The organism is Methylopila jiangsuensis (assembly GCF_027922305.1).
GTDB lineage: Bacteria > Pseudomonadota > Alphaproteobacteria > Rhizobiales > Methylopilaceae > Methylopila > Methylopila jiangsuensis.
The window spans coordinates 140,596-167,490 of record NZ_BSFK01000005.1; the positions used below are offsets into that span (position 1 = coordinate 140,596).

Annotated in this window: 17 protein-coding genes and 1 tRNA gene; 8 read left to right on the plus strand and 10 right to left on the minus strand. The window is 70.5% G+C overall.

Translation table 11 applies throughout. From position 1 onward, the window contains the following. Nucleotides 1-79: 79 nt before the first annotated feature. Together PKE85_RS02240 and PKE85_RS02245 are read left to right on the plus strand one after the other, a co-directional pair. Entirely contained in the window at nucleotides 80-748 is a 669-nt protein-coding gene (locus PKE85_RS02240; RefSeq protein WP_271203162.1) for an exopolysaccharide biosynthesis protein, read from the plus strand. Nucleotides 749-805: 57 nt separating this feature from the next. After that, nucleotides 806-880, plus strand: a tRNA-Glu gene (locus tag PKE85_RS02245). Nucleotides 881-1,058: 178 nt separating this feature from the next. Here PKE85_RS02245 and PKE85_RS02250 read toward each other — a convergent pair. From PKE85_RS02250 to PKE85_RS02285, 8 genes are all read right to left on the minus strand, one after another. Then, complete coding sequence (locus PKE85_RS02250; RefSeq protein ID WP_271203163.1) at nucleotides 1,059-1,295, minus strand: hypothetical protein; 237 nt, start codon at nucleotides 1,293-1,295, stop codon at nucleotides 1,059-1,061. 176 nt (nucleotides 1,296-1,471) lie between these two features. After that, nucleotides 1,472-4,108 carry a malto-oligosyltrehalose synthase gene (treY, locus tag PKE85_RS02255; protein WP_271203164.1) on the minus strand — a complete coding sequence of 879 codons (2,637 nt, stop codon included), beginning with the start codon at nucleotides 4,106-4,108 and terminating at the stop codon, nucleotides 1,472-1,474. Further along, nucleotides 4,105-6,186 carry a 4-alpha-glucanotransferase gene (malQ, locus tag PKE85_RS02260; protein ID WP_271203165.1) on the minus strand — a complete coding sequence of 694 codons (2,082 nt, stop codon included), beginning with the start codon at nucleotides 6,184-6,186 and terminating at the stop codon, nucleotides 4,105-4,107. Before malQ ends, treY begins: the two co-directional genes overlap by 4 nt. Before the next feature lies 1 nt (nucleotide 6,187). Then, nucleotides 6,188-7,939 (minus strand): malto-oligosyltrehalose trehalohydrolase, encoded by a 1,752-nt coding sequence (gene treZ / locus PKE85_RS02265; protein ID WP_271203166.1) that lies wholly within the window; start codon nucleotides 7,937-7,939, stop codon nucleotides 6,188-6,190. A gap of 4 nt (nucleotides 7,940-7,943) precedes the next feature. Then, nucleotides 7,944-10,082, minus strand: coding sequence for a glycogen debranching protein GlgX (gene glgX, locus PKE85_RS02270; RefSeq protein ID WP_271203167.1), 2,139 nt, complete (start codon nucleotides 10,080-10,082; stop codon nucleotides 7,944-7,946). 109 nt (nucleotides 10,083-10,191) lie between these two features. Continuing rightward, nucleotides 10,192-12,381, minus strand: a complete 2,190-nt coding sequence (glgB, locus tag PKE85_RS02275; RefSeq protein ID WP_271203168.1) for a 1,4-alpha-glucan branching protein GlgB — start codon at nucleotides 12,379-12,381, stop codon at nucleotides 10,192-10,194. Then, nucleotides 12,378-15,689, minus strand: a complete 3,312-nt coding sequence (gene treS, locus PKE85_RS02280; protein WP_271203169.1) for a maltose alpha-D-glucosyltransferase — start codon at nucleotides 15,687-15,689, stop codon at nucleotides 12,378-12,380. The genes glgB and treS overlap by 4 nt, the downstream gene beginning before the upstream one ends. Continuing rightward, entirely contained in the window at nucleotides 15,689-17,689 is a 2,001-nt protein-coding gene (locus tag PKE85_RS02285) for an alpha-1,4-glucan--maltose-1-phosphate maltosyltransferase (protein WP_271203170.1), read from the minus strand. The genes treS and PKE85_RS02285 overlap by 1 nt, the downstream gene beginning before the upstream one ends. Before the next feature lie 139 nt (nucleotides 17,690-17,828). Between PKE85_RS02285 and PKE85_RS02290 the strand changes: the two genes are divergently transcribed. From PKE85_RS02290 to PKE85_RS02310, 5 genes are all read left to right on the plus strand, one after another. After that, entirely contained in the window at nucleotides 17,829-18,113 is a 285-nt protein-coding gene (locus PKE85_RS02290; RefSeq protein ID WP_271203171.1) for a DUF2934 domain-containing protein, read from the plus strand. Between the two features lie 141 nt (nucleotides 18,114-18,254). Beyond that, entirely contained in the window at nucleotides 18,255-20,315 is a 2,061-nt protein-coding gene (glgX, locus tag PKE85_RS02295; RefSeq protein ID WP_271203172.1) for a glycogen debranching protein GlgX, read from the plus strand. Nucleotides 20,316-20,429: 114 nt separating this feature from the next. Further along, complete coding sequence (locus PKE85_RS02300) at nucleotides 20,430-21,320, plus strand: metallophosphoesterase (protein WP_271203173.1); 891 nt, start codon at nucleotides 20,430-20,432, stop codon at nucleotides 21,318-21,320. Nucleotides 21,321-21,550: 230 nt separating this feature from the next. Beyond that, nucleotides 21,551-22,021, plus strand: a complete 471-nt coding sequence (locus tag PKE85_RS02305; RefSeq protein WP_271203174.1) for a PEGA domain-containing protein — start codon at nucleotides 21,551-21,553, stop codon at nucleotides 22,019-22,021. A gap of 109 nt (nucleotides 22,022-22,130) precedes the next feature. Next, nucleotides 22,131-22,541, plus strand: a complete 411-nt coding sequence (locus tag PKE85_RS02310) for a DUF983 domain-containing protein (RefSeq protein WP_271203175.1) — start codon at nucleotides 22,131-22,133, stop codon at nucleotides 22,539-22,541. Between the two features lie 75 nt (nucleotides 22,542-22,616). On the opposite strand, the gene uvrB is transcribed toward PKE85_RS02310, so the two are convergent. Continuing rightward, the gene (uvrB, locus tag PKE85_RS02315; RefSeq protein ID WP_271203176.1) at nucleotides 22,617-25,361 is read right to left on the minus strand and encodes an excinuclease ABC subunit UvrB; all 2,745 of its coding nucleotides are present in this window, start codon (nucleotides 25,359-25,361) and stop codon (nucleotides 22,617-22,619) included. A gap of 87 nt (nucleotides 25,362-25,448) precedes the next feature. On the opposite strand from uvrB, the gene PKE85_RS02320 reads away from it, so the two are divergent. Then, the gene (locus PKE85_RS02320) at nucleotides 25,449-25,715 is read left to right on the plus strand and encodes a YARHG domain-containing protein (RefSeq protein ID WP_271203177.1); all 267 of its coding nucleotides are present in this window, start codon (nucleotides 25,449-25,451) and stop codon (nucleotides 25,713-25,715) included. Between the two features lie 28 nt (nucleotides 25,716-25,743). Here PKE85_RS02320 and PKE85_RS02325 read toward each other — a convergent pair whose 3' ends face one another. Beyond that, nucleotides 25,744-26,886 carry an FAD-dependent monooxygenase gene (locus PKE85_RS02325; protein WP_271203178.1) on the minus strand — a complete coding sequence of 381 codons (1,143 nt, stop codon included), beginning with the start codon at nucleotides 26,884-26,886 and terminating at the stop codon, nucleotides 25,744-25,746. Between the last annotated feature and the right edge of the window lie 9 nt (nucleotides 26,887-26,895).

A 26,895-nucleotide genomic window follows, 5' to 3' on the forward strand; every position in this document is an offset into this window, starting at 1 on the left:
CACCTGATCTTCACGTTTGTGCCGTTCCGTGAGCCATGACCGCAACAGCGACGCGCACACTTCCGCCGACCGGAGCTTCGTGACCGACTTCGCCACGCCCCCCGCCGCCGTTCCGGACGACGCCGCCGAGCACAAGCGCGGCTTCTCCCAGGTGCTGCGCGAACTCGCCACCAGCGATCGCCCGCGCATCAGCATCGCGGCCATTCTGGACGCCTTCGGCGATCGCGCCTTCGGGGCGCTGCTGCTGCTGTTCGCGCTGCCGAACGCGCTGCCCATGCCGCCTGGAACATCGGCGGTGCTCGGCGCGCCGCTGGTGTTCATCGCGCTTCAGCTGATGATCGGCAGCAAGCGGCTGTGGCTGCCGCGCTTCATCACCGAACGCTCCCTGAAGCGGGAGGATTTTCAGGCGCTGGCGAGCAAGATCGAGCCGTGGGTGCAGAGGCTGGAGCGGCTGCTGAAGCCGCGGGCCGAGGTCATGACGACCTTCGTCGCCGACCGGCTCACCGGCCTCGCCTGCTTCGTGCTGTCGATCATCCTCATCCTGCCGATTCCGTTCGGCAACATGCCGCCCGCCATCGCCATCTCCGCCTTCGCGCTTGGCGTAATCGAGCGCGACGGCGTGGCGATCGCCGTCGGCTGGCTGGCGACGGTGGCGAGCTTCGCCATCCTCGGCGCGCTGTCCACGGTGGTGGTGAAAGGCTTCGAGCTGTTCGCAGGCCCGGTGATGCGCCTGTTCGGCGGGGGATAACGCTGTCTTTCCCGCTTGCGGCGAGGGGCGAACCCCCCTATACGTCCGCCCCGCAACGCGCTCTTCGTCTATCGGTTAGGACGTCAGCCTTTCACGCTGAAAAGACGGGTTCGACTCCCGTAGAGCGCGCCATTCCCTCACCACGATGCAACATGCAGTTTCGTGCGGCCGCAGGCGTTCGCGCGCTGCGACACGCGGGCCGCGGCGCAGCGCCGGCGAACGGGCGTGACGGCGCGCGCTTGCGGCGGCGCGAGGCTTGACCGCCGGCGTCCCGGCGGGAGCCTGACGCCGTTGTGGGAGGGGGGACGGATCACGCCCCGCGGGCGAAGGCCACCACGTTGCCGCCCTGCGCGAGGCCGGCGTCCTGCGCGGCCTGATGGCGGTCGACCGAAGTCTCCACCCGCTCGCGCAAACCGCGCACGGTCACGATCAGGTCGAGCCCGAGGCCGAGCGGCGCGCACATCAGCGTGGCCGCATAGACGTCGAGCGCCTGGGTCAGAAGCTCCGCCTCCTGTTCGGAGAGGGAGAGAGCGAGCTTTCCGGTCATGCGCCTAAACCCCGAGATCGTCGGTCGCGCATCGCGGCTCGTCAGGGCGATCGGTCCCGCCCGTGCAGATCCACGGAAGCCCCTGCGCGCCCCCCGGCCGCAAGCGCCTCCAACGACGCGCGATTCGATTGAACCACGCGGATCTGGATTTAACATACGTCTAACGGAGCGCGACCTCAGTCGAAGGCGGTGAGCAGCGCGACCGAAAGCTCAAGAAGATCAGCCAGTTGGGTTTTCTCGGCAAGCGTCGTCTGCGCGCCTGTCATGCGGTTTCGCCAGCTCTTCCCGGCGAGATGCGGCGGAACGGCAACAATCGTGCCCGCAAGCGCGGCCCTATCGAGGGTCAGGGCCGGCGCGGATTCGAGCCGCCCGGCGACGCAGCGCAGGCCCACGACCACCGCCGCGGCGCCGTCATGCTCACGCGCGAAGGCGATGACGTCGCCGGCCAGCGGCCCCTCCACGGCGAGGGGCGTGTAGGCGCCCAGCGCGAACAGACCGGGCTTTTCCGCGCGGGCGGCCAGCGCCGCGGCGGCCAGCGCCTGCTTCACCGCGCCGTCGCGCCAATGGAGTGCGGCCTCCGCCACGGTCTCCGCGCGGGACAGCGCGGCCTCGCGGGCCGGGTAGTCCACCGGGCGGCGGTTGTCGGGGTCCACCAGCGTCAGGTCCCAGAACTCCGTGCCCTGATAGGTGTCCGGCACGCCCGGAACGGTGAGCTTCAGCAGCATCTGCAGCAGGCCGTTGGCGGCGCCCGCCGGGCCGATCCGCTCCGCGAAGCCGGCGATCTCCCGCCGGAGCGTCGCGTCCGGGCCGGTGAGGATGCCGTCCAGCAGAGCGCGCGCGGCGGTCTCGTAGGCCTCGTTCGGCGCGCTCCAGTCGGTGGCGAGCTTGGCCTCGCGCAGCGCCTTCTCCTGCCAGCCGGCGAGACGCTCGGCGTAGGTCGCGCAGGCCGCCGCGTCGTCGGGCGACAGATCGTGCGGCCAAGCGCCCACCAGCGTCTGGTGAAGGATGGCCTCGTCGCCGGGGGACGGCGCGGCCTCCCCGCGCAACGGCGCGGCCAGCTCCCGCCATCGGGCGACGGCCGACCTCCACGCCTCGGGGATTTCGCTCAGGACCGCGAGACGGGCGCGCACGTCCTCGCCGCGCTTGTGGTCGTGGGTCGAGGTGGTGAGCATGGCGGCGGGAAACGCCGCGCCCCGCGCCGCGGTCCGGGCGTGGAACGTCGCCACCTCCATGGAGAAGGTCGCGACGTCGAAGCCCACGTCTGTGCGCGAGGTCAGCTTGCCGTGGCGGTAGAAGGCGGTGTCCTCCACCGCCTTGGCCGCCACGGGGGCGGACAGCTGCTGGAAGCGGCGGATGGCCTTGTCGCGCAGCAGGCGCTCGCTCTCGGGCGCGTCGGCGTCGCCGCCCAGCCAGCCGTCGAGCAGGTCCAGCACCGCCACATCGGCGGGAAGGATGCTCTCCCGCGCCTTGGCCAGGGCCCGGCCGAACAGGGCCGTGTCGGCCTCGCCCCGGCCTTCCGCCGCGCTGGCGTAGGTGCGGTAGGCCGGGAAATGCGCCAGAAGCTCCACCAGCGCCCGCCGGATGGCGGCGCGTGAGGTGTCGCGGGTGTCATAGTCGAGCCGCGCCACCTGATGCAGCGCCTGCGCCGCCTGATCGAGCTGGGCGGAGAAGGAGCGGTCGAGGATTTCGCGGCGGGCGATCTCCTCCTCGGCGTGGAAGTCCTCCGGCCGGCCGCTGAGTTCGGCCCAGAAGCCGCCCAGCGGCGCCTCGCCGGCGGGGTCGTGCAGAAGCGCGCTGACGTCGTCCATGAAGTCGTAGCCGCTGGCGCCGTCGGCGCCCCAGTCGGGCGACAGCTCCTCGCCGGGGCCGAGGATCTTCTCCACCACCAGGTAGGCGCGCTGGTCCTTCAAAGCGCCGGGGCGCTCGCTCTGGGCGGCGTCCAGATGCTCCCGCAGCCGCCGGCAGTAGCCGCCGGGGTCCATCAGCCCGTCCACATGGTCGATGCGAAAGCCGTCGATGAGGCCCTCGGCGTAGAGCTTCAGCAGCAGCTCGTGGGTGGCCTCGAACACGGCGGGGTCGGCCATGCGCAGGCCGGCCAGCTCGTTCACGTCGAAGAAGCGGCGCCAGTTGATCTCGTCGCCGGCCACCATCCAGTGGGCGAGCCGCCAGTTCTGCCGCTCCAGAAGCGCGTGCAGCCGCTCGCGGCCCTCGTCCGTGGACGGGTCGTAGGCCTCGAGGCCGAGGCTCTCGATCTCGTAGCGGTCTTCGGGGCGCAAGGGGAACAGGTTGTCGTGGTAGCGCAGGGTGAGGGCGCCGCGCTTGCCGTCGCGGGTAATCTGAAGCGCGCCGCGGCGCAGCGCCTCGCCATAGGTCTCGCCCAGGGTGGGGAGCAGGATCTTGTCCTTGAGCGCCGGATCGGCGGGCTCCCAGTCGATGTCGAAGAAATGGGCGAAGCGGCTGCCGCGGCCGTGGGCCAGCATGTCCTGCCACCAGGCGTTGTCGGCGCCGACCGCCATGTGGTTCGGCACGATGTCGACGATCAGGCCGAGCCCTTCGGCCCGCAGCGCCGCCACCAGCGCCCTGAGGCCGTCCTCGCCGCCGAGTTCGGGATTGACGGCGGTGGGGTCCACCACGTCGTAGCCGTGCATGGAGCCGGCGCGGGCGGTCAGGATCGGCGAGGCGTAGAGGTGGCTGATCCCGAGCCGTTTCAGATAGCCGACCAGCGGCAGGGCGTCGGCGAAGGGGAAGTCCTTGTGGAACTGCAGGCGCATCGTCGCCCGCGGGGGGCTGGCGGGCGTCGGGGCGTCGGTCAAGGGCTGCGTCTCCGGTTGAGCGCGTCGAGGCGAGCCGCGGGGGCGGGTTTGGCCAAGGCGTCGGGCGCGGGTTCAGTCAGGCGTCTTCGCCAGTTGGGGGGCTCGGTGGTGGTGCCGGGCAGGTTGGGCTGCTCGAACTGCCCGAGCGCGTCCTCGAGCGGCAGCAGCGCCAGTTTCGACGGCGTCGCGGCCAGGAAGCGCACGGCGGCGTCCACCGCCGGGTCGGCGTCGTCGGGAGCGGGCGAGGGGCCCTCCGCAACGCCCGCCTCCACGAAGGCGGCCCACAGCCGCTCCCGGTCGTCGGCGCGCTCCAGCCGCTCGCGCTCGGCTTCATCGCCCACGGGCGCGCCGAAAGCTTCGCCCCGCAGGTCGATGTCCAAGCCGCGCCACCAGCCGGCGGTGGTGGGCAGGTCGTGGGTGGAGGTCATGGCGAGGGCGTCGGCGGGGTAGTAGCTCGGGGGATAGAAGCGGCCGGCGTCGCGCTCGAAGCGCAGGATGCGCATGCCGGCGACGCCCGCGGCCGCGAGCCGCTCCCGGAAGCCTTCCGGCACCGTGCCCAGGTCCTCGCCCACCACCACGGCGCTGTTGCGGAACGACTCCAGCGCCAGCAGCCGCATCATGTCGTCGGCCGGGTAAGCGAGATAGGCGCCGTGAGCCGCGGTCTCGCCCTCGGGCGAGAGCCACAGCCGCGTCAGCCCCATGGCGTGGTCGATGCGCACGCCGCCGGCGTAGCGCATGGAGGCGCGCAGCGTGGCGAGATAGGGCGCGAAGCCGCGCGCCTTCAGCGCCATGGGCGAGAAGGTGGCGAGGCCCCAGGACTGGCCGTCGGCGTTGAACAGGTCCGGCGGGCAGCCGACCGAGAGGCCGACCAGCACGTCCTGCTGTCGGGCCCAGGCGTGGCTGCCGCCTGGGTCCATGCCGACCGCGAGGTCCGAGATCAGGCCGATCGCCATGCCGGCGTCCCTGGCGGCGCCTTGCGCCGCCGCGAAGGAGCGCGCCGCCAGCCACTGCAGGAAAATGTGGAACGCGACCTCGTCCGCGTGTTCGGCGGCGAAGGCGGATACTTCGGGGCTGTTCGGATCGCGCAGCGGCGTCGGCCAGTCGCGCCAGTTCCACTGGAAGGCGTCGGCGCCGAAGCGGGCGCCGTGCAGGGCCTCGAACCGGGCGTGATCCTCCAGCAGCGCGCCGCCCTCGGCGCGGAAGGCGGCGAAATCGAGCGCGAGCCGCCCGGAGGGCTCCGCGAGATCGAAGGCGCGGAAGCCATCGTAAAGCGCGCGGAAGGTGGCGAGCTTGGCGGCGGCGGCCTCCGGCCAGTCGATCAGCGCCGCCCGCTCGTGCAGCGCGCGGGCCGTGGCGACGCCTGCGGCCTCGGCGGCGGCGGCCGTCCGCTCCTCGCCGAACACGAAATCCGGGTCGGCGTGCAGCGGGTTGAGGAACAGGCGGCTCGAGGGCGAATAGGGCCCGAAATGATGCGGATCGGCGGTGAAGCCCGCATGGAGCGGCGACAGCGCCAGCGCGTCGGCGCCCGCCCGGCCGGCGGCGTTCGCGAGCGTCGCGACGCCGCCGAAATCGCCGACGCCGCCGTCGCCCGTGCGGGTGAGGCCGTAGACCTGGGCCGCGAGGCCCCAGAGCCGCGAGCCGCCCGCCACGTCGCCGATGCTGATCCCGGAGCGGGGGGCGACCGCGACCACGATCTCAGCCCCCGCCGTCTCCAGCAGGTGATAGCCGGGCTCCAGAATGGCGCGCATGCGGGCGAGCTCGGGGCCGGCCTCGTCCAGCGTGACGTCGAAGGCGGCGCCGTCCTCGCGCCGCAGCCGGGCCAGCCCTGCGGGGGCGCGCAAGGTGAAGGCTTCGCCCACCGACGCCGTGACGAAGGGCGTCGGCGCCGTCTCCTGCGCGGTCACGCGGTCATGGGCGTCCGCCGCCTCCGCGGGGCTGTCGCAGCCGAGGCCGAGCGCCCGGAGGATGCGCCGCAGCGTGTCCGCTTCGACCGCGTGGGTGCGGCCCCACTGGTCGCGCCATTCCGGCGACAGCCCCGCGCGGCGGGCGAGGGCGATGACGGCGTCGTCGTGGTTCAACTCAGGCGCGCTCCAGCAGGGCGATCGTGGTCCGGCCGGGCAGGGTCCCGGCTCGCAAAGCGTCGGCCGCGCCGGGCGCGGTTTCAAATAGAATCGGCCCCGCGACGGGGGCGAGCGACGCCGGCTCGTTCACGAGATTGAGCGCGAGGGTGAGCCGCGCGCCGTCGCCGAGCCGCCAGCGGGCGACTGCGGCGGCGGGGCCGACCGCCTCCGCGCCTTCGCTCACGGCGCCGGGGATGCGGGGCGCGATCTCGGCGGCGCGCAGAGCCAGCAGCCGGGCGATCAGCGCGGCGCGCGCCTCCGCCCGCTCCGGGTGAGGCTTCGGGATCGAGCGCTCGAAGGTCTCGACCGCGTTCGGGTCCGGGATCTCGGCGCCGGCGAAGGCGGCGAACTTGGCGAACTCCTTGCGGCGGCCCTTGCGCACCGCCTCCGCGAGGTCGGGCTCGTGGTCGGTGAAGAACAGGAACGGCGTCTCGCTCGCCGTCTCCTCGCCCATGAACAGCATGGGTATCTGCGGGATCAGCAGCAGCGCGGCGGTGGCGGCCTCCACCGCTTCAGGCGCCGCGAGCGCGTTCAGCCGGTCGCCGAAGGCGCGGTTGCCGATCTGGTCGTGGTTCTGCAGGAAGCTGATGAAGGCGGTGGGCGGCAGATGGCCGCTCGGCGTGCCGCGGCGGCGTCCGTCCAGATGAGGCGAGGGCTCGCCCTGATAGACGAAGCCCTCGGACAGCGCGCGGGCGAGCTTGGCTCCCACGTCCTCGGCGTAGTCGGCGTAATAGCCTTCCCGTTCGCCGGTCAGGGCCGCATGGACGACGTGGTGGAAGTCGTCGTTCCACTGGGCGTCCACCTCGCCCGCGAGATGGGACTGCTGGTTGTGCTCGTTCTCCAGCACCAGATGCACATGCCGGCCGGGCTCGACGGTCGCGCGCACCGCCTCCGCCATTTCGTCGATCCAGTCCTGTTCGGAGATGGCGTGCACCGCGTCGAGCCGCAGTCCGTCGAAGCGGTATTCCATCAGCCAGAACAGCGTGTTCTCGGTGAAGTAGCGGCGCACCTCCGGCAGTCGGAAGTCGATGGCGCCGCCCCATGGCGTCTGCAGGTCGTCCCGGAAGAAGACGGGGTTTGCGGCGGGGATGTAGTTCCCGTCGGGTCCGAAGTGGTTGTAGACCACGTCGAGGAACATCATCAGCCCAAGCGCATGGGCCTTGTCCACCAGCCGCTTGAGCTGGTCCGGCGCGCCATAGGCCGCGTCGGGCGCGTAGGGCAGCACGCCGTCATAGCCCCAGTTGCGGACGCCGGGAAAATCCGCGATGGGCATGAGTTGCACGGCTGTGATCCCTAACGCCTTCAGCCGCGGCAGCGCCTCGGCCACGCCGTCGAAGCCGCCGAAGCAGCCCGCGTGCAGCTCGTAGATCACCGCCTGCGCCCAGGGGCGGCCGCGCCAGTCGGGCGTCTCCCAGGCATAGGCGTTTGGGTCCACCACCACGCTCCAGCCGTGGACGTCGCCGTCCTGGAGCCGGGAGGCGGGGTCGGGAACGGCAAGCCCGTCGTCGAGCACGAAGCGGTAGCGCGCGCCGGCGGGGACGTTTCGCGTCTCTTCGAACCAGCCGTCCTCGCTCCGGATCATCTCCGTCGGCGGTTCGCCCCGCACCTCCAGCTTCACGCCGTTCTGGGCCGGGGCCCAGAAGCGGAAACGGGTCGCCTCGGGAGCAAACTGGGCGCCGAACGTCAGGTTGCGCGCGAAAGCTGCCGTCAAAAGCTCATTCTCCGATCGGATCGTCGACGGGTTTCGGCGTGCGGCGCACGGCGGCGGCGGGCAGCAAGCTGAGCGCCAGAACGGCGCTTTGAGCCTGCACCGTCACCACGCCGCCGTGGAACGAACGTCGCGGCGCGGTGGGGCGCGCGGTGTCCAGCAGCACGTCGGCCGTGGGGCAGGGGGCCGGCAGGGTGAAAACGCGGTCGTCCGCGGTCGGGTTCAGCATGAAGATCAGGATGGGGGCCGCGCCGTCGTCGCGCCGGTAGGCGCGCCGCAACGTCAACGTCCGTTCGCCGCCGTCGTTCCACGCCGCCGCGCTCAGAGGCTGGCCGTCCTCGCCGAACCAGGCGATGTCGAGCACGCCGGGGGCGATCTCCTCCCGCCCGTGCAGGAAATGCTTGGCGCGCAGCACCGGCAGTTCGGCGCGCAAGCCGATCAGCCGGGCGACGAAATCGGTCAGCGCCCGCCCTTCGGGCGTCTCGGCGCGCGACCAGTCCACCCAGGAGATGGCGTTGTCCTGGGCGTAGGCGTTGTTGTTGCCTTGCTGGGTGCGGCCGAACTCGTCGCCGGCCAGCAGCATGGGGGTCCCTTGCGCGAACATCAGGGTCGCGAGCAGCGCCCGCGCCACCCGGCCGCGCGTCTCCAGAATGGCGGGATCGTCGGTCGGGCCTTCCACGCCCCAGTTGGACGAGCAGTTCTCGCCGTGGCCGTCGCGGTTGTCCTCGCCGTTGGCGTGGTTGTGCTTCTGCTCGTAGGCGGTGGCGTCGGCGAGCGTGAAGCCGTCGTGGCTCGCCACGAAGTTGATGGAGGCCCAGGGCTTGCGGGAGCGGTGGTCGAACAGGTCGGACGAGCCCGCGAGCCTCGCGGCGAGCTCCGGCCGCTGGCCGCCGTCGCCGCGCCAGAAGCGGCGGAAGCTGTCGCGGGCGCGGTCGTTCCACTCCGCGAAGCCGGGCGGATGCTGGCCGAGCTGGTAGCCGCCGGGGCCGATGTCCCACGGCTCCGAGATCAGCTTCACCCGCTGCAGCACCGGGTCCTGACGCACCGCGTCGAAGAAGCCCGAGCCCGGATCGAAGCCGTGGTCCTCGCGGCCGAGGGTCACGCCGAGGTCGAAGCGGAAGCCGTCCACATGGAAGTGCTCGACCCAGTAGCGTAAGGAATCCATCACCATCTGCAGCACGCGGGGGTGGCTGAGATTGACGGTGTTTCCGGTGCCGGTGTCGTTGACGCAGCGGCGCAGGTCGTTCTGGATCAGCCGGTAGTAGCTGAGATTGTCGAGGCCCCGCAGCGAGAAGGTGGGGCCTTCCTCGCTGCCCTCCGCGGTGTGGTTGTAGACCACGTCGAGGATGACCTCGATCCCGGCCGCGTGCAGCCGCCGGATCGCCACCTTGATCTCGTTCAGCGAGCCGTCGGAGAGGTAGCGCTGTTCGGGGGCGAAGAAGCCGAGCGTGTTGTAGCCCCAGTAGTTGCGCAGGCCCTTCTCCACCAGCACCCGGTCCTGCACGAAGGCGTGGATCGGGAGCAGCTCCACCGCGGTGACCCCGAGCTTGCGGTAGTGGGCGATCATGGGCGGGCTCGCCAGCGCCGCGAAAGTGCCGCGCTCGTGGGGCAGCACGTCCTCGCGCTGCATGGTCAGGCCGCGCAGATGCGCCTCGTAGATCACGGTCTCGGACCAGGGCGTGTTGGGCGGCCGGTCGTCGCCCCAGTTGAACGCGCCGTCCACCACCACCGCCTTGGGCATGCCCGGCGCGCTGTCGCGGCGGTCGTAGGACAGGTCGCCGCGGGCGGAATGCAGCCGGTAGCCGTAGAGCGCGTCCGACCAGCGCACGTCGCCCCATATCTGGCGGGCGTAGGGGTCGAGCAGCAGCTTGTTGGGGTTGAAGCGGTGGCCGTGCTGGGGGTCGTAGGGGCCATAGGCGCGGAAGCCGTAGAGCAGCCCCGCCCGGGCGCCGGCGAGATAGCCGTGAAACACTTCGTCCGTCTGCTCGGGCAGCGGCACGCGGGCGATCTCCCGCCGGCCGGAGGGATCGAACAGGCAGAGGTCGATGCGCTCCGCGTGGGCGGAGAACACCGCGAAGTTCACTCCGAGGCCGTCCCAGGCGGCGCCAAGCGGGTAGGGCGAGCCGGGTTCGAGCGTGGTCGGCATGAAGGTCGGTTCCCCGGTGTGCGGCTCTGACGGGCCGGCCGTCCCCCGACGGATCAGGCCCGTGTATGTGGAAGGAGAAGGCGCCGGACCTCCGCCCGGCGCCTCAGGCTTAGCCGTTCGGCCGCAGCGCGATCACTCCGAGCGGCGGCAGCGTGAGCTCCAGAGCGAAAGGTTCGCCGTGGCTCGGCGCTTCGACGGCGCGCACGGCCCCGCCGTTTCCGACGTTCGAGCCGCCATAGAGACTGGAATCCGTGTTCACGATCTCGCTCCATTCGCCGCCCACGGGCGCGCCGATGCGATATCCGTGCCGCGGCACCGGCGTCATGTTGGCGACCACGAGGATGGGCGCCTCGCCGTCGGCGAGCCTGAGAAAAGCGAACACCGAATTCGCCCGGTCGTCGCCCACGATCCAGCGGAAGCCTTCCGGCGCGCTGTCGAGCCGGTGCAGCGCGGGTTGCGCGGCGTAGGCGCGGTTGAGGTCGCGGATCAGGCGCTGCACGCCCGCGTGGCCGGGATCGTCCAGCGCGCGCCAGTCCACCTGCCCGTCGTGGTTCCACTCGGCGCCCTGCGCCACCTCGCCGCCCATGAACAGCAGCTTCTTTCCCGGATGGGTCCACATCAGCCCGTAGAGCGCGCGCAGGTTGGCGAGCTTCTGCCACTGGTCGCCCGGCATCTTGCCGATGAGCGAGCCCTTGCCGTGCACCACCTCGTCATGGCTCAGCGGCAGCACGAACTTCTCGGAGAAGGCGTAGACCAGACCGAAGGTGATCCCGTCATGGTTGTACTGACGGTAGATCGGATTCTGCTCCACGTAATGCAGCGTGTCGTGCATCCAGCCCATGTTCCACTTGTAGTGGAAGCCGAGGCCGCCCTCTTCGGTGGACTTCGTCACGCCGGGCCAGGCGGTGGATTCCTCCGCCACCATGATGGCGCCGGGCGCGCGCTCGCGCACCACGGCGTTCAGGTGCTGCAGGAACTGCACCGCCTCCAGATTTTCGCGGCCGCCGTACTGGTTCGGCACCCACTCGTCCGCCTTGCGGGAGTAGTCGCGGTAGAGCATGGACGCCACCGCGTCGACGCGCAGGCCGTCCACGTGGAAGGTCTCCAGCCAGTGCAGCGCGCTGGCGATCAGGAAGTTCTGCACCTCCCGCCGGCCGAAATTGTAGATCGCCGTGTTCCAGTCGATGTGGAAGCCTTCGCGCGGGTCGGCGTGCTCGTAGAGCGCGGTGCCGTCGAAGCGGTAGAGGCCGTGGGGGTCGGTGGGGAAATGGGCCGGCACCCAGTCCAGCACCACGCCGATCCCGGCGGCGTGGGCCGCGTCCACGAAGCGGGCGAAATCCTCCGGCGCGCCGTAGCGGGCGGTGGGCGCGAACAGGCCGAGCGGCTGGTAGCCCCACGAGCCGCCGAACGGGTGCTCGGTGATCGGCAGCAGCTCCAGATGGGTGAAGCCCAGATCCTTGACGTAAGGGATCAGCGTCTCGGCGGCGTAGGCCCAGTCCACCGCGCGGCCGTCCGGCGTCCTCCACGAGCCCAGATGGACCTCGTAGAAGGTGAGCGGCTTGTCTGGCGACTGCGCCGCGGCGCGGGAGTCCATCCAGCTGTCGTCGGTCCAGGCGTAGGGCTCGGGCGAGGCCACCACCGAGCCGGTGGCGGGCGCGAGCTCGAAGGCGCGGCCCACCGGGTCGGCCTTGTCCGGCAGGCGTGCGCCGTCCGGACCGATCAGCGCGAACTTGTAGCGCTCGCCCGGCCCGATGCGGGGCACGAACAGCTCCCACACCCCGGACGGCAGGCGCTGGCGCATGGGGTGACGGCGGGAGTCCCAGGCGTTGAAGTCGCCGATCACCGCCACGCGGCGGGCGTTGGGCGCCCAGACCGCGAAGCGCACGCCGGTCACGCCGTCCACGGTCGCCACATTGGCGCCGAGCGCGGAGGCGAGCTCGAAATGGCGGGATTCGCCGAAGAGATGCAGGTCGAGGTCGCCCAGCAGCAGGCCGAAGGAATAGGGGTCTTCGGTTTCCTGCGTCACGCCGCCGGGCCATGTGATGCGAAGGCGATACGGATCGACGCCGCGGGCTTCGCCCTCGAACACCCCGGTTCCGTCGATCTCCTGAAGCGTCGCGACCACGGCGCCCGTCGCGCGGTCGACTGCCTCCACATGCTCCGCGCCCGGCAGCACGGCCCGGATCACCGGCGAGGAGCCGTCGTCGTGGCGTCCCAGCACGGCGAAGGGGTCGCCGTGGGTTCCATGGGCGAGAGCGTCAAGCGAGGCGCGGTCGAGCGTGGTGGAGGCGAGCGTCATGACGGGTCTCCTTCGGGCGCGAGGCGCTCGACGACGGCGGCGAGGCCGCCGAGCGGCACGTCGATCCAGGTGGGACGATTCGCGGCCTCGTAGCCGATTTCATAGGCCGCCTTCTCGATCAGGAACATGTCGAGCAGGTCCGCCGACAGCGCGCCGCCGGAGGCCGCCAGCGCCTGACGATAGGCGGTGAGGAAGCTTTCGGCCGCGTCGGAGCGGAAGCGCTCCACGAAGTCGTCGCGGCGGTCGCCGGTGACGTGGGCGGAAGCCTGAACGTTCCGCCCCACCATGGCCGCGGCGTAGTCGAACGAGCGCAGAACGCCCGCCACGTCCCGGAGCGGGCTCGCCTTGGCGCGCCGCTCCTCCAGCGGCCGGGCGGGCTCGCCCTCGAAGTCGATGAACACAACGTCGTCGCCCGCGACCAGGATCTGGCCGAGATGCAGGTCGCCGTGGATGCGGCTGACGGTGGAGCCGACGCCGGTCTCCGCCAGCCGGCCGATGGCCGCCACGATCGCCTCCCGCCGGGAGGTGACGGCGCGGGCGCGGGCGGCGTCGGCCTCGGCGGCCCATTCAGTCCGGGCGTCGAGGGCATGGATCGCGCCGTCGAGCAGCGAAACGGCGCGCGCCTTCCAGCCCTCCACGTCGGCGGTGGAGGCCTTTGCCGGCGCGAAGGCCGGATCGTCGGACGGCCGGGCCAGCACGGCGTGCAGCTCGCCCAGCCGGGCGCCCAGCGTCGCGGCGAAGGTGGAGAACTCCTGGAAGCGGTGGTCGTCGCTCATGGCGCCGCCGCCCTGTCCGCCGAAGTCGTCCAGCGCGCGGGAGAGATGGTCCAGCGTCCAGGTCCAGGCGTCGCCCTGGTTGCGCACGTAGCCCTGGATGATGGCGAGCGTCGCCCGCTCGCCCTCGGGCGTCACGCGCGCCATCTCGCCGAGGAACGGCGCCGCGTTGGCGTAGCCTTGCGCGGTCAGGTGGCGGCCCATTTCGGCTTCAGGGTGGCGCCCCGGCGCGATCTTGCGCAGCACCTTGATCATCATCAGATCGCCGGCGATCAGCGACGAGTTGGACTGCTCCGCCGACAGCCAGAGGATTTCGGCGTCGTCCGGCAGGGTGGGGATCTCCACGCCCTCCGCGGGCTCGAACCGGATCTCGCCGCTCGCGGTCTCGATGCGCCTGCTCTCCTTCAGCGCATTGGCGATGGCGAAGGCGAAGCTCGGCAGCGCGAAGGCGTCGGTGAGCAGATGCACCTCGCGGCCCTTGCGCACCCGGGCGAGCGCCAGCCGGCTCGGCAGCGCGGACAGGGTCTCGTCCTCCGCCACAACCGCCAGCGGCAGCAGCCAGCGGGTGGGTTCGGCCCCGCCCGTGACCTCGACCTCGATCAGGCCGATGTCCTGCCCCTGCGCGGTGAGGCGGCTCAGCGCCTTGATGCGCGGCAGGATCTGCTTCTGGTCTTTTCCTGAGAACCAGCGGCGCTTGGCGAGATAGGCCGGCAGCACCGCCGTCTCCAGCGTCTTGCGCGCCTCCGTCTGCATGGCGTCGTCCACGCCCGCGCGCAGCACCAGCGTCTCGTAGTCGGGCAGGGGCTCCGGCGCTGGCGTGTGCCAGGCGGGGGCGGCCTGGGCGGCGGTGAGCGTGAACCAGTAGAAGCCGTAAGGCGAGAGCGTCAGCAGATAGGTGAGCTGGCCGATGGGCGGGAACACCGAGCCCGCAGTCATCTCCACCGGCACGCGGCCCTCGAACTCGGACAGGTCAAGCTCCACCGCCTGCGGGCTGCGGCCCATGTTGGCGACGCACAGGATGGTCTCGCCGTCATGCTCGCGCAGATAGGCCAGCACGCGCCGGTTCTGCGGGAACAGGAAGCGGATGGTCCCGCGGCCGAAGGCCGGGTGCTGCCGCCGGGTCGCCAGCATGCGCCGGGTCCAGTTCAGCAGCGAATGCGGGTCGCGGGCCTGCGACTCCACGTTGACGGCGAAGTAACCGTAGAGCGGGTCCATGATCGGCGGCAGCACCAGCGAGGCGAAATCCGCGCGGGAGAAGCCGCCGTTGCGGTCGATGGACCACTGCATCGGCGTGCGCACGCCGTCCCGGTCGCCCAGATGGATGTTGTCGCCCATGCCGATCTCGTCGCCGTAATAGATCACCGGCGTGCCGGGCATGGAGAGCAGCAGCGAGTTCATCAGCTCCACCCGGCGACGGTCGCGCTCCATCAGCGGCGCGAGCCGGCGGCGGATGCCGAGATTGATGCGCGCCCGCCGGTCGGCGGCGTAGGTGGACCACAGGTAGTCGCGCTCCTTGTCGGTCACCATCTCGAGCGTCAGCTCGTCATGGTTGCGCAGGAAAATCGCCCACTGGCAGTTGTCCGGGATGGCCGGCGTCTGCCGCATGATGTCGGTGATCGGGAAGCGGTCCTCCTTGGCGATCGCCATGTACATGCGCGGCATCAAGGGGAAGTGGAACGCCATGTGGCATTCGTCGCCCTCGCCGAAATAGTCCTTGGTGTCCTCCGGCCACATGTTGGCCTCGGCCAGCAGGAAGCGGTCGGGATAGGTGCGGTCCATCTCGGCGCGGATCTCGCGCAGGATGCCGTGGGTCTCGGGCAGGTTCTCGTTCGAGGTGCCGTCGCGCTCGATCAGATAGGGCACCGCGTCGAGCCGCAGCCCGTCGATGCCGAGATCAAGCCAGAACTTCATCACGTCGAAGACTTCCCGCAGGACTTCCGGGTTGTCGAAGTTCAGGTCCGGCTGGTGGCTGTAGAACCGGTGCCAGAAGTACTGGCCGGCCACCGGATCCCAGGTCCAGTTGGAGCGCTCGGTGTCGAGGAAGATGATGCGCGTGCCGGAATAGAGCGTGTCGTCGTCCGACCAGACGTAGAAGTTCCGCTCCGGCGAGCCCTTGGGCGCGTTGCGGGCGCGCTGGAACCACGGGTGCTGGTCGGAGGTGTGGTTGATGACCAGCTCCGACACCACCTTGAGGCCGCGCTTGTGCGCCTCCTCGATGAAGCGGCGCACGTCCTCGAGCGTGCCGTAGTCTGGCGAGACGTCCTTGTATTCGGCGATGTCGTAGCCGTCGTCGAGCCGGGGGCTCGGGTAGAACGGCAGCAGCCAGACGACGGTGACGCCGAGATCGGAAATGTAGTCGAGCTTGGACAGCAGGCCGCCGAAGTCGCCGATGCCGTCGCCGTTGGAGTCCGCGAACGACTTCACGTGCAACTGGTAGATGATGGCGTCCTTGTACCACTGCGGATCGACGCCGTCGCGGGACACCACGGTCCCGGCCGGCGCGGCGGTGTCGATGTTGGGCGAAGGAGCGTTCATCAGGCTTCTCCCGAGACTCTGGTCAGACGCCACACGTGGAACGGCAGGTCGTTCGGATCGAGATGGATCCACTGGGTCTTGCCGGTGAGCGTGAATCGGTTGCCGCGCATGAGGTCCTCGACCGCGATCGTCTCATGGTCGCCGAGCCCGAACTCCCACAGCGGGACCTCGTAAAGAGCGTCCTTCACGGCGTGCGGATCGAGATTGACGAAGACGAGCGCCATGTCCTCGATCCGGCCGGAGCCGTCTTCGGCGAAACGCGGCTTGCCGTAATAGAGAACGTGGTCGTCGAAGGCGTTGTAGAAACGGACGCCCAGATGGGTCTGGAGCGCGGGGTTCTCCTTCCGGATGCGGTTCAGCCGCGTGATCTCCGGAATGATGTTGCCCGGCTGCGCCCAGTTGCGGATGCGGATCTCGTACTTCTCGCTGTCGAGATACTCTTCCTTGCCGGGCAGGGCGGCGCTCTCGCACAGCTCGAAGCCGTTGTACATGCCCCACAGGCCCGACAGCGTTGTGGCGAGCGCCGCGCGGATCAGAAAGCCGGCGCGCCCCGAAGTCTGCAGGAAATACGGGTTGATGTCCGGCGTGTTGACGAAGAAGTGCGGCCGGAAGAAGTTCTTCGGCGCGGTGGTCGTCAGCTCCGTCAGATAATCGGCGATCTCGGACTTGTGGTTGCGCCAGGTGAAGTAGGTGTAGGACTGGCCGTAGCCCACCTTCGCCAGTCGATACATCACCTTGGGCCGGGTGAAGGCCTCCGACAGGAAGATGGCGCCGGGGTGCTTCGCCTTCACCTCCGCGATCATCCACTCCCAGAACGGCAGCGGCTTGGTGTGGGGGTTGTCGACGCGGAACGTGGTCACGCCCTCCGACGCCCAGAACAGCACCACGTCCCGCAGCGCCTCCCACAGCCCGGGAACCGCGTCCGGGCCGTAGAAGTCCACATTGACGATGTCCTGGTACTTCTTGGGCGGGTTCTCGGCGTATTTCATGGAGCCGTCGGGCCGCCACTTGAACCAGCCCGGATGGTCCTTCAGCCACGGGTGGTCCGGCGAGCACTGGATGGCGAAATCGAGCGCCAGCTCCAGCCCATGCTCCTTGGCGGCGGCGACAAGGGCGCGGAAGTCCTCCAGCGTCCCCAGCTCCGGGTGCAGCGCGTCATGGCCGCCGTCCGCCGAGCCGATGGCGTAAGGCGAGCCCACGTCGTCCGGGCCGGGGGTGAGCGTGTTGTTGCGGCCCTTGCGGTTGGCCGCCCCGATCGGGTGGATCGGCGGGAAATAGAGCACGTCGAAGCCCATGTCGCGGATCATGGGCAGGCGGCGGATCACGTCCCGGAACGTGCCGTGGCGGGTGGGATCGCCGCTTTCCGAGCGCGGAAACAGCTCGTACCAGCTTGCGAACTCCGCCTGCACGCGGTCGACGGTGACGCCGTAGGGCCATGTGCGGGTGGCGAAGGCCCGGTGCTCGGCGGCGTCCACGGCGGCGCGGGTCTCGGGCGCCAGCAGCTCCGCCACCCGCGCGCCCACGTCCGGTTCCGCCCGCAGCCGCAGCACGATGTCGGTCAGCGCCCGCGCGACGCTTGCGGGCGCGGAGGCCGCGATCTGCTCCAGCAGCGTCAGGCCCTCCTCGGTCTCCAGCCGCACGTCGAGCCCCGCCTCGCGCTTCTTGGTCAGGTCCCGGCGGAAGGTGCCGAAATCGTCCCACCACGCCTCCACCACGAACTCGTGCGCGCCCACGGTCTCCGGGGTGAAGCCGCCCCGCCAGCGGTCGTTGACGAGCTCCGCCAGCGGCTCGCGCCGCCAAGCGCCGCCAAGCGGCCGCCACAGCACGGAGGCGCCCAGGACCTCGTGGCCGTCGGCGAACACATCGGCCTCGACGACCACCCTGCGGCCCACTACCGTCTTCACAGGAAAGCGGCCGCCATCCACGCTCGGGCTCACCGCCTCGATGGCGATGCGCGGGCTGTCGGCGGCCTTGACGGCGTCGGGGGAGGGGATGGTCATGCGTCTCTCTCCTCGGCGGGCGTTTTGGTGGCTTGGAAAGGACGGCGCGTCGCGCAGGCGACGCCCCGCATTGGTGAGCATAGGTCGGTCGGCGCCGCCGTCCGACAACCCCGAACCCCCGCGATTAGGGAGGCGTTGCATGAGCGACCGGGACGTTCACATCCGCGATCTCGCCTACAGAATCTGGGAAGAGGCCGGCCGTCCCCATGGCGAGGACGAGCGGCACTGGGAGGAGGCGCAGCGGCGCTACGCCGCGGCGGCGCCGGCGGCCGCGTCCGACGAGGAGGCGGAGCGGGCGCGAAAGGAGGCGAGCCGCGCGCGCAAACGCGCCAGGCTTGCGGCCGAGCAGGCCAAAGCCGCCGCGGAAGCGACGCCCCAACCGGCCCCGAAGCCCAAGAAAAAGAAGGCCAGGTCGCCGGCCTGACGGAGGCGTGGTTCTTTCGCGATCGCGAAATGAACATGTGACCATCCGGAACGCGCGCGCGTCGCAGCCGTTGTTGTCCCCGTGACGGGACAGGAGCGGGCGACGCGTCGCCCGCCGAACACGGGCGAGGCGAGCGATCTCATGAGCGACATCAAGAGCGGCCGTCGGATCGAAGCGGGGCGGCCGACCATCCTTGGCGCGACGCCGGACGGCGACGGCGTCAACTTCGCCCTGTTCTCGGCTTACGCCGACCGGGTGCAGCTCTGCCTGTTCGACGAGGGAAACAACGAGGTCGAGCGCATCGACCTGCCCGAATACACCGACGAGGTGTGGCACGGCTATGTGCCCGGCCTGAAGCCGGGCCAGCGCTACGGCTACCGCGTCCATGGCCCCTACCGGCCGGAGGAGGGGCACCGCTTCAACCCGAACAAGCTGCTCGTCGATCCCTACGCCCGCTCGATCCTGGGCGCGGTGGACTGGAATCCGGCGGTGTTCGGCTACGATCTCGAGTCCGACGACAAGGACCTGTCCTTCAGCGAACTGGACAGCGCCCCGTTCATGCCGAAATGCGAGGTGGTGGATTCCGGCTTCGACTGGTCCGGCGACCAGAAGCCCAACGTGTCGTGGGACCGCACGGTGTTCTACGAGACCCATGTGCGCGGCTACACCATGCTGCACCCGGCGGTTCCCGAAGACGTCCGCGGCACCTTCGACGGACTGACGCAGAAGGACGTGATCGCCCACATCAAGGCGCTGGGCGTCACCTCGGTGGAGCTGCTGCCGATCCATTACTTCCTGGACGACGACTACCTGCTCGCCAAGGACCTCAAGAACTTCTGGGGCTACAACACGCTCGGCTTCTTCGCGCCCATGGGCCGCTACATGGGCAAGGCCGGGCTCGCCAGCTTCAAGCACATGGTGCGCGCCTTCCACGACGCCGGCCTCGAGGTCATCCTCGACGTGGTCTACAACCACACGGCGGAAGGCAACGAGCTGGGCTCGACGCTCAGCTTCAAGGGCATCGACAACCTGTCCTACTATCGCACCCTGCCGGACAACCACCGCTACTACATCAACGACACCGGCACCGGGAACACGGTGAACACCAGCCATCCGCGCGTGCTGCAGATGGTGACGGATTCGCTGCGCTACTGGGTCGAGGAATGCCATGTGGACGGCTTCCGCTTCGACCTCGGCACCATTCTCGGCCGCGAGCCGGAGGGCTTCGACCAGCGCGGCGGCTTCTTCGACGCGGTGGGCCAGGACCCGGTGCTGCGCGGGGTCAAGCTGGTGGGCGAGCCGTGGGACATCGGCCCCGGCGGCTACCAGGTCGGCGGCTTCCCGCCCGGCTGGGCGGAGTGGAACGACAAGTATCGCGACCAGGTGCGCGACTACTGGAAGCAGGGCGCCGGGCATCTCGGCGATTTCGCCGCCCGCGTCACCGGGTCGGGCGACGTCTACGACCAGCGCGGCCGCCGGCCGTGGGCTGGCGTCAACTTCATCACCGCCCATGACGGCTTCACGCTGAACGATCTCGTCTCCTACAACGAGAAGCACAACGAGGCCAACGGCGAGGACAACAAGGACGGCCATTCCGACAACCGCAGCTTCAACTACGGCGTCGAGGGCGAGACCGACGACGAGGGCGTGACCGCCGTGCGCGAGCGCCAGAAGCGCAACCTGATGGCGACGCTGCTGCTGTCCCACGGCACGCCCATGATCCTGGCCGGCGACGAGTTCGGCCGCACGCAAGGGGGCAACAACAACGGCTACTGCCAGGACAGCGAAATCTCCTGGGTGCATTGGGAGCTGGACGATCAGGACCAGATCCTGCTCGACTTCACCAAGCGGCTGCTGAAGCTGCGGGCCGAAAAGCCGATCCTGCGCCGGGCGAGCTTCCGTGACGGCATGGGCGTCGCCTGGATCAACCCGGTCGGCGGCGAGCAGACGCCGGAGCAGTGGGCCGACGAGGGCGCCGACTGCATCGGCCTGCATCTCACCACCGCGGACGGCGAGGAGGCGATCCTGATCTTCAACAGCCACGACGGGCCTGTGCCTTTCGTGCTGCCGGAGCGCGAGGGCGGCAAGCCCTGGACCGTGACGCTCGACACCGAGCGCCCGGCGGACGAGAACGCCCGCGAGGCGCCGGGCGGCGCCGAGCCGCTGGAGGTTCAGGGGCGGTCGCTGCTGCTGCTCACCTGAAGCCCCAATTGCGACGCATCCCGAGCTTAAGGCCTTGCGACGGTCGCGCTTCCCCGCGCGGCCGTCGTTTCGTGTTACGACCGCCTTCGCTGTCAGCCGCCGGACCCGCCGCCCATGCCGTTGATCTCCCGCCGCGCGCTCATCGGCTCCGCCGGCGCCGGCTTCCTGCTCGCGACCGGCGGCGGCGCCTACGCCGGGCTGATCGAGCCCACCATGATGCTCAACGTCACCGAATACGCGCTGACGCCGCCGCGCTGGCCGGCGGATTTCCGGCTCACAGCGGCGGTGATCTCGGACGTGCATGTGTGCGAGCCCTATGTGCCCATGAGCCGGGTGAAGCGGATCGTGGAGACGGTGAACGCGCTGAAGCCGGACATCATCTTCCACCTGGGCGACCATGAATCGACCCACCGCTTCGTCACCGGCCGGGTGCCGCCGGAGGAGTGGGCGGCGGCCTATGCGGACCTCGCCGCGCCGCTCGGCCTGTTCACCGTGCTCGGCAACCACGACTGGTGGAACAACGCCCGCAGCATCCGCCGGGCGCTCGACGGCGCGCGCATCCGCGTGATGGAGAACGAGGCTGAGCTTCTGAGCGTCAACGGCCGCCGCTTCTGGGTGGCGGGGCTTGGCGACCAGATCGCCCACTGGATCAAGCCCGGCCATTTCCGCGGCGAGGACGACCTGCCGGGCACGCTGTCGAAGCTCTCCACCGACGATCCCGCGCTGCTGCTGGTCCACGAGCCGGACATCTTCGTGGACGTGCCGGAACGGGTGTCGCTCACCTTCGCCGGCCACACCCATGGCGGGCAGGTGTATATACCCGGCTGGACCAACCCCTTCATTCCCTCCGCCTATCGCGACCGCTTCCGTTACGGCCACGTGGTGGAGAAGGGCCGCCACATGCTGGTCTCGGGCGGTTTCGGCATGAGCGGCCTGCCCATCCGCTTCGGCGTGCCGCCGGAGGTGCTGCTGGTGCGGCTCGGCGGCGCGGGCGACGCGGCGTAAAAGCCGGGCCGGCCGGCGTTCGCGCCCTTCCGCGGTCGATGTCCGCGCATCTTCGCATCCCGCGCGCCGCCGCGGGGGCGTCGATGAAGGGGGATGACATGGCGCGCCGCCCGGTTCGTTTCCGGCGCGTTTTCCCCCGCGCATCAGGGCTTTCACGTATTTGAATCGTCCGGCGCAACTTCTACGGGTGGCCGCTCCGCCATGGAGGCGGTTCAGAAGGCGATTCGTCCATGCGCATCATTCTCGTCGCGGCTCTCGTGCTTCCGCTGGGCGCCTGCGCCTCGATCACCCGTGGCGCAACGAACCAGCTCACCGTCACCACCACGCCGCCGGGCGCGTCGGTCCGCACCTCGCTCAACCATGCGTGCCAGAGCCCCTGCACCTTCTCGGTCGGCCGCAAGGACGAGTTCATCGTGACCGCGACCCTGCCGGGCTACCGCGAGGCCTCCGTTCCGGTGAAGACGAGGCTCGCCGGCTCCGGCGCCGCGGGCTTCGCAGGCAACGTGCTGCTGGGCGGCGTGGTGGGCATGGGCGTGGACGCCGCGACCGGCGCGACGCTGGAGCATTACCCGAACCCCGTGGCGATCACGCTCGAGCCGGCGGCGCCCTCAGCCGCGCCGGCTCCGTCGAAGCCCGGCCGCAGGACAAGCCCGGCCCAGAAGCCGGTGGCCTTCAAGTCCGAGGCCTTTCCGAGCAGCTGAGACGACTGCCGGCATCGTGAGGACATACAATATTGACATTGTATGCAGCCATTCCTAGCTTCCGGTCGCCTGGCGTTTCGCCGGGGCCGGAAGAAGGGACGACCGCGATATGTCCGACACCGTCTATCCCCGCCAGAACCCTTACCGCGTCGGCGTCCGCGGCCTGTGCCCGCGCTGCGGCGAGGGCCACATGTTCCAGGGCTTCCTGAAGTTGCGGCCGAACTGCGAGGTCTGCGGGCTCGACTACTCCTACGCCGATCCCGCGGACGGCCCGGCCTTCTTCGCCATGACCTTCGCCTGCCTGCCGTCGGCCTTCTTCGCGGTGTGGCTGGAGGCGGCCCATCAGGCGCCCTACTGGGCGCATCTGTTCACCACCCTGCCGATCATGCTGGTGACGCTGCTGCCGCCGCTCCGGCCGCTGAAAGGGTGGCTTGTGGCGAGCCAGTATTATCACAAGGCCGCCGAGGCCCGGCTGGTGCGCCCCGGCGACGACGCCCCCAAGGTCGATTGGGTGGACTGACGTACGCCGGGAGCCGCTCCGGCTCCGCCTGCCGCGAAGCCTTGGACGCCGGCCGCCTGTGGCCGGCTCCCGCGCTCACCTCCGCTTGGGTCCGCTCCGCCGGCCGCCGGCTTTGAAGTTGGCCGTCATCATGTCGGGCTTTTCCCGCCGGATCAGATCGCCGTTGCCGAGCGGCGTGGCGCGGTCCGTGCCGGGGCCCATATCGTCGAGGCTCGGCTTGGCCGCGCGCGTGCGCGGCGGCTCGTTGGCGGAGCGGCCGTAGCGGCGGTCGCCGGCGTAGCCGCCGGCCGAGCGCTCCACGTCCGACTGCCGGGCGAGCGGGTCGTCGGAAATGGCGAGCTCGGTGGCCTGCAGGCGCTTGATCTCGTCGCGCAGCCGGGCGGCGGTCTCGAACTCCAGATCGCCGGCGGCCTTGCGCATGCGCTGCTCCAGATCCGCGAGCGTGGCCTTGAGGTTGTGTCCGGCCTTGGGCGCGTCCTCGGCGAAGCCCTTGTCCACGGTGACGCGGTCCCGCTCGTAGACCGAGTTCAGGATGTCGCCGATCTCGCGCTTCACGCTTTCGGGCGTGATGCCGTGCTCGGCGTTGTAGGCGAGCTGCTTCTCGCGCCGGCGCGCGGTCTCCGCCATGGCGCGGGCCATGGAGCCGGTCTCGTGGTCGGCGTAGAGGATGACCTTGCCGTCCACGTTGCGGGCGGCGCGGCCGATGGTCTGGATCAGCGAGGTCTCGGAGCGCAGGAAGCCCTCCTTGTCCGCGTCGAGGATCGCCACCAGCGCGCATTCGGGAATGTCGAGGCCCTCGCGCAGCAGGTTGATGCCCACCAGCGCGTCGAAAGCGCCGAGGCGCAGGTCGCGGATGATCTCGATCCGCTCCAGCGTGTCGATGTCGGAGTGCATGTAGCGCACCCGCACGCCGTGCTCGTGCAGATATTCGGTCAGATCCTCGGCCATGCGCTTGGTGAGCACGGTGATCAGCGAGCGGTAGCCCTTGGCGGCCACTTCCTTCACCTCGCCCAGCAGGTCGTCCACCTGGGAGCGCGCGGGCCGCACGTCGATCTCCGGGTCCACGAGGCCGGTGGGGCGGATGACCTGCTCCGAGAACACGCCGCCGGTCTGCTCCATCTCCCAGCCGCCGGGCGTGGCGGAGACATGCACCGTCTGCGGGCGCATGGCGTCCCATTCCTCGAACCGCATGGGACGGTTGTCCATGCAGCTCGGCAGGCGGAAGCCGTATTCGGCCAGCGTCGCCTTCCGCCGGAAGTCGCCGCGGTACATGCCGCCGATCTGCGGAATGGTGACATGGCTTTCGTCGGTGAAGACGAGCGCGTTATCGGGCAGATACTCGAACAGCGTGGGCGGCGGCTCGCCCGGCTTGCGGCCGGTGAGCCAGCGCGAATAGTTCTCGATGCCGGCGCAGGAGCCGGTGGCCTCCATCATCTCCAGATCGAACTGGGTGCGCTGCTCCAGCCGCTGGGCCTCCAGCAGGCGGCCCATCTTCGTGAGCTCGGTGAGGCGCGCCTTCAGCTCGTCCTTGATGCCCTTGATGGCCTGGTTGAGGGTGGGCCGCGGCGTCACGTAGTGGGAGTTGGCGTAGACCTTGACCGCCGCCATCTCCTGGATCTTCGCGCCCGTGAGCGGGTCGAACTCCTGAATGGACTCGATCTCGTCGCCGAACAGGCCGATGCGCCAGGCGCGGTCCTCGTAATGGGCCGGAAACACCTCGATGGTGTCGCCGCGCACCCGGAACGTGCCGCGGGTGAAGTTCACGTCGGCGCGCTTGTACTGCAGCGCCACCAGATCTGCCATGAGCTGGCGCTGGGGCACGCTTTCGCCCACCCGCAGCGTGAAGGTCATGGAGGTGTAGGTCTCCACCGAGCCGATGCCGTAGATGCAGGACACGGAGGCCACGATGATGACGTCGTCCCGCTCCAGCAGCGAGCGCGTGGCCGAGTGGCGCATGCGATCGATCTGCTCGTTGATGGACGATTCCTTCTCGATATAGGTGTCCGAGCGCGGAACATAGGCTTCCGGCTGGTAGTAGTCGTAATAGGACACGAAATATTCGACGGCGTTCTCGGGGAAGAACGACTTGAACTCGCCGTAGAGCTGGGCCGCCAGCGTCTTGTTGGGCGCGAGGATCAGCGCCGGGCGCTGGGTCTGCTGGATCACCTGCGCCATGGTGAAGGTCTTGCCCGAGCCGGTGACGCCCAGCAGCACCTGGTCGCGCTCCTCGCGGCGGATTCCGTCCACCAGCTCCGCGATGGCGGTGGGCTGGTCGCCCTTGGGCTCGTACGGCGAGGACAGCTTGAAGGTCTGGCCGCTCTCCAGCTTCTCCGGCCGGGGCGGGCGGTGCGGAACCCACGGCTTGCCCTGCAGTTCGGGCCGACCGTGCTGGATGAGATCCTCCAGCGCCTTCACCGTGGCGGACACCGAGGCGGTGGCGTCGAAGCCGGCGGGCAGGGCGGCCAGATCGGTCTCCGGCACGGCGCCGAAGCCGCGCGGCGCCTTCTGCGGATCGGGGACGGCGGCGGGAACCGCGTCGCGCTTCTGCTTGCGCTTGCCCTTTTCAGGCGCGGCCCGGGCGCGGGCGGGCGCTTTCGGCTCCGCCGCGTCGGCGACGGCCGCTTCGCTCGCCGCCTTGCGGGTCGCCTGTTCCGCCACCTCCAGCCGCGCGGCCTCCGCCGCGTCGGTTCCCCGCCCGAGCGCGCGCAGCAGCGCAGCGTCGTCGGAGACGGCGCCCAGGTCCACGGGCGTTCCGGCGTCGAAGGCCGCCTGAGGCTGCTCCGAGAATCCGGGGGAGGTGCGGCGGGGGGATTTGGGCATGGGGCCAATATGGAGCCGGGGGCGGCGGAATGCGAGGCCGGCGCGCCGTGCTATGCTGCCCGAAAACGTAAGGGGGGAAACGTCGCCATGCGCCGCATTCTGCTTGTGGGTGTCGCCAGTCTTGTTCTCGCCGCGCCGGCGGCGGCGCAATCGGCCTGCGCGGAGCTCTGGGGCGAGCGCAACGCCGTCTACGCCCGTGCCGGCTACTGCTTCAAGACCGACCGCGCCATCCGCGCCTTCGGCAACGCCGGCTGCCAGTACGACCGTCTGGAGGACGTGCCGCTGTCCGACCGGGAGCGGGCGCGGGTGCGCGACATCCAGCGCGAGGAGCGCCTGCTGCGCTGCCCGCGCTGACGCAGGCTTCGGGCGTGCGCAACGGCGCTCAGGCCGCGTCGCGCCAGCCGTAGAGCCAGTCCAGTCCCCCGAGCAGCGCCGACGTTGGGGCGGCGGCGAGCGCCAGATTGCGCGCCGTCGCGGCGAGGCCGCCGAGATGGTCGATGCGCGCCTGCCGCCGGGAGGCTTCGGGCAGGCGCCCGACCCGCATCAGCCGCGCCTTCTCATAGGCTCCGAGCGGGTCGGGGCCGCCGTCCGCGATCAGGCGGGCGAGGGTGGCGGCGTCCTCGATCGCGAAGGCCGCGCCCTGGCCGAGCGAGGGCAGGGTGGCGTGGGCCGCGTCGCCCAGCAGGGCCAATGCGCCGCGCCGAAGCCGCGGGGCGGCGGGACGGTCGAACAGCGGCCATTCGGTCCATGGTCCGGCGCCCGCCGCCAGCGTCCGGGCGGGATCGGCCCAGCGCGCCACGCGCTCGACCGGCGTCATGCTCCCGAGGGCTCCGATCAGCACCACATTGGCCTCGCGGCCGCCGCGCACGGGATAGAGCACCAGATGGGCGCCGGGCGCGAGCCAGACGCTGACATGATCGAGCGGGAAGGCGCCCGGCAGCCGCTCCGCCGGGACCACGGCGCGGTAGGCGACGAGCCCGGTTTCGCGCACGGCGGCCGACAGTTTCAGCGCGCCGCGCACCGCCGAGCGCAGCCCGTCCGCGCCGACGCCGAAGCGGCCCTCCCGGCGCCCGGCCGCGCCCTCGCGCGTGACCGTGAACGCCGCGCCGCCCCCCAGCGTCTCCGCCGCGGTCACGGCGCCGCCGAGGTGAAGCGCGGCGCCGGCCTCCGCGGCCACGGCCTTGGACAGAACGGCGTGCAGATCGGCCCGGTGGATGACCCGGTAGGGCGCGCCCCAGCGCCGTTCGGCCGTTTCGCCCAGCGGCAGCCGCCGCAGCAGGCGGCCGCTTTCGGCGGCCACGATGCGCACGCCCTCCGGGCGGCTCGCCGCGGCGTCGAGCGCGGGGCCCAGGCCGAGCCCGTCCAGAATCCGGCTGGCGTTGGGCGCGAGCTGCACCCCGGCCCCGACCTCCGACAGGATCGCGGCGCGTTCAAAGATTTCGCAGGCCACGCCGCGCCGGGCAAGGGCGAGGGCGAGCGTCAGGCCGCCGATCCCTGCGCCGGCGATCAGGACGGGCGCGGCCATGGGGCGTCG

Coding starts and splice junctions, on each gene's coding strand:
- PKE85_RS02250 (WP_271203163.1), bottom strand. CDS start 1,295: ATGACCGGAAAGCTCGCTCTCTCCCTCTCCGAACAGGAGGCGGAGCTT.
- glgX (WP_271203167.1), bottom strand. CDS start 10,082: ATGCCGACCACGCTCGAACCCGGCTCGCCCTACCCGCTTGGCGCCGCC.
- glgB (WP_271203168.1), bottom strand. CDS start 12,381: ATGACGCTCGCCTCCACCACGCTCGACCGCGCCTCGCTTGACGCTCTC.
- treS (WP_271203169.1), bottom strand. CDS start 15,689: ATGAACGCTCCTTCGCCCAACATCGACACCGCCGCGCCGGCCGGGACC.
- PKE85_RS02285 (WP_271203170.1), bottom strand. CDS start 17,689: ATGACCATCCCCTCCCCCGACGCCGTCAAGGCCGCCGACAGCCCGCGC.
- PKE85_RS02290 (WP_271203171.1), top strand. CDS start 17,829: ATGAGCGACCGGGACGTTCACATCCGCGATCTCGCCTACAGAATCTGG.
- glgX (WP_271203172.1), top strand. CDS start 18,255: ATGAGCGACATCAAGAGCGGCCGTCGGATCGAAGCGGGGCGGCCGACC.
- PKE85_RS02300 (WP_271203173.1), top strand. CDS start 20,430: ATGCCGTTGATCTCCCGCCGCGCGCTCATCGGCTCCGCCGGCGCCGGC.
- PKE85_RS02305 (WP_271203174.1), top strand. CDS start 21,551: ATGCGCATCATTCTCGTCGCGGCTCTCGTGCTTCCGCTGGGCGCCTGC.
- PKE85_RS02310 (WP_271203175.1), top strand. CDS start 22,131: ATGTCCGACACCGTCTATCCCCGCCAGAACCCTTACCGCGTCGGCGTC.
- uvrB (WP_271203176.1), bottom strand. CDS start 25,361: ATGCCCAAATCCCCCCGCCGCACCTCCCCCGGATTCTCGGAGCAGCCT.
- PKE85_RS02320 (WP_271203177.1), top strand. CDS start 25,449: ATGCGCCGCATTCTGCTTGTGGGTGTCGCCAGTCTTGTTCTCGCCGCG.
- PKE85_RS02325 (WP_271203178.1), bottom strand. CDS start 26,886: ATGGCCGCGCCCGTCCTGATCGCCGGCGCAGGGATCGGCGGCCTGACG.